Consider the following 1,950-nt stretch of genomic DNA (forward strand, 5'->3'; position numbering starts at 1 on the left):
CGCATTATTTCTTGACCAGCAGTTTTTCGAACAGGATCTCGACCCGTTCGAGGCCTTCCTGACGGCTGGCCGCATCGAACTGCATCACATCGAAACCATGGACGACGACGTTGCACGAGCCGTTCCGCATCTCGCGGACCGTCATCATGAAAGGGTCGCGAATGAACCGCCGCATCCAGACGACCGCCGGTCTTTCAGTCGTTTGCGTCAGGGTCAGCAGCGGCGCGTAGACACCGATCCGGCGAGGATACCTCTGGATTTCCTTCAGCGCCTGTTCCCATTTGACCCGGCGTACCGGGTCCGGCGGATTGGGTCGCACCCGCGCGGATCGAAGCCGGAGCAGACGTTGCGAGGCGGTCCCGAGATCCGGGGCGGTCAGCCGGACATCCACCCCGATCGGACCGGTGGAGTGCAACCGATAGCCGATCATCTCCTGACCGTGACCCAGATCGAACCGCAGGATCTGCAGGGTAAAATCCTCGGTGAGACAGCACCAGGCCTGGAATGCGTCGGTGAACGGCGCGGGATCCGCCTGCTCGAACGCCAGCGGGCGGCCGAGCAGATCGTGATGGAACTCACCCAGATAGAAAAGCTTGTCCCAGTGCCCGACATACATCGAATAGAACGACCCGAGCGCATCGTCAGTGAAGCTGGTCCTGTCGCTCGGCACATCGACCGGGATGAGCATCTGCCCCGGATGCGGCATCGGACGAACAGGCTGCACGGCACTACTCGGCCGCACGACGAACCACCAGCTCCCCGGTCCGCAGCGATGCCGCCATGCCGTAGAGATCGGTGATCTCGCCCGCAATCTCGTCGACCACGCCGGCCTCGGCACGATCGTCCGCCTCGCCGCGCTTGAGACGATCGGTCTTGCGCCGCTCGATCTCGGGTTCGGCGGTCCCATTGGGGAACAGGCGCGCGAGCCGGCGCCGCGCCTCGGTCGGCCCGAGCCGTTCGTAAAGCCGCCGGCGTAACTGCATGTCGAGCGGTGTGGTGCTCAGCGCCCAGATCTCGATCGGGCCGAGGGAGTTCACCAGCATTTGCTCGTAGCGCTGGTTGTTCACGGTGATCTGCATCAGGAACGGCGCACCGCCCCCGTTCGGATCGGGTCCCTTCAGCTTGCGCCGTAGCGTCGACGCCGCTTCCTCGGATAGGGCAAAGCGCTCGATGATGTCGTTTGCCTCCATCTCGTCATCGACGCCGAGCAGATAGCGCTCGTTGGTGAAGCTGATCAGATCGTCGTCGAGATGCTTGATGCTCTGGCTGGTGATCACGACCTGGATGCCGAGCTTGCCGCCTTCGAGCACGTCGCTTGCCACCTGGGCGCGGACGAATTTCGAGCCGCGGGTGCGGTGATATTCGTCATAATCGAGCCGCTTGATCGATTCCGTGACATCCGCGATCCGCCTTGAATGATAGGCACGCATCGCATCGGGCACCCGGGCGAGATCGCGTTCGCGGAGGAAGAAATTCCGGGCGATCATGTGCCGCCCGAGCATGTACATCAGGCTGGTGGTCCGCACCGCTTCAGGCCGGTCGCCCTTGGGCGCCACCCGGTCGAGATCGAGCACGATGACCCGCGCGTCGCCGAGATCGATCGAGGTCCGCTGGTTGAGCGAGGGCAGCATCTTGATCAGCGACTTGATGTAGCGCTCGAACACGTCGGGCAGCGGCTCGTCGGTATGCGCGCGGATCTTCTCGAAATTGTCGCGTACGGCCGGCGAACGGGCCGCGGTGATGAGATCCTCGAGGACCGGCACCGCCCGGCGCTGGGCAATCCCGGCGAGCCGGTACTCGCCTGCGCGGCACAGCAGATCGACGATTTCCCACCAGAACGCCTCAGGTGCTGGACCCGCCGTGTCACCCTCCGCCGATGCCGTGCCGAGCACGGTCCGCAGACCCGGATCGAGCCGCTCGATCGCGGCATCGACCGTGGGTTCGATCCCC

General features: G+C 64.3%; 1 protein-coding gene and 1 pseudogene. Both read right to left on the reverse strand.

Annotated features, from left to right (window positions below; all coding sequences use genetic code 11):
• Positions 1–4: 4 nt before the first annotated feature.
• Positions 5–724 carry a hypothetical protein gene (locus ACP5E6_RS16760; protein ID WP_427956074.1) on the reverse strand — a complete coding sequence of 240 codons (720 nt, stop codon included), beginning with the start codon at positions 722–724 and terminating at the stop codon, positions 5–7.
• A gap of 4 nt (positions 725–728) precedes the next feature.
• A pseudogene (locus tag ACP5E6_RS16765) lies at positions 729–1,950 on the reverse strand (ATP-binding protein); the annotation flags it as partial.

Origin of the sequence: Acidiphilium sp. (assembly GCF_049977125.1) — a bacterium.
Classification (GTDB): domain Bacteria; phylum Pseudomonadota; class Alphaproteobacteria; order Acetobacterales; family Acetobacteraceae; genus Acidiphilium.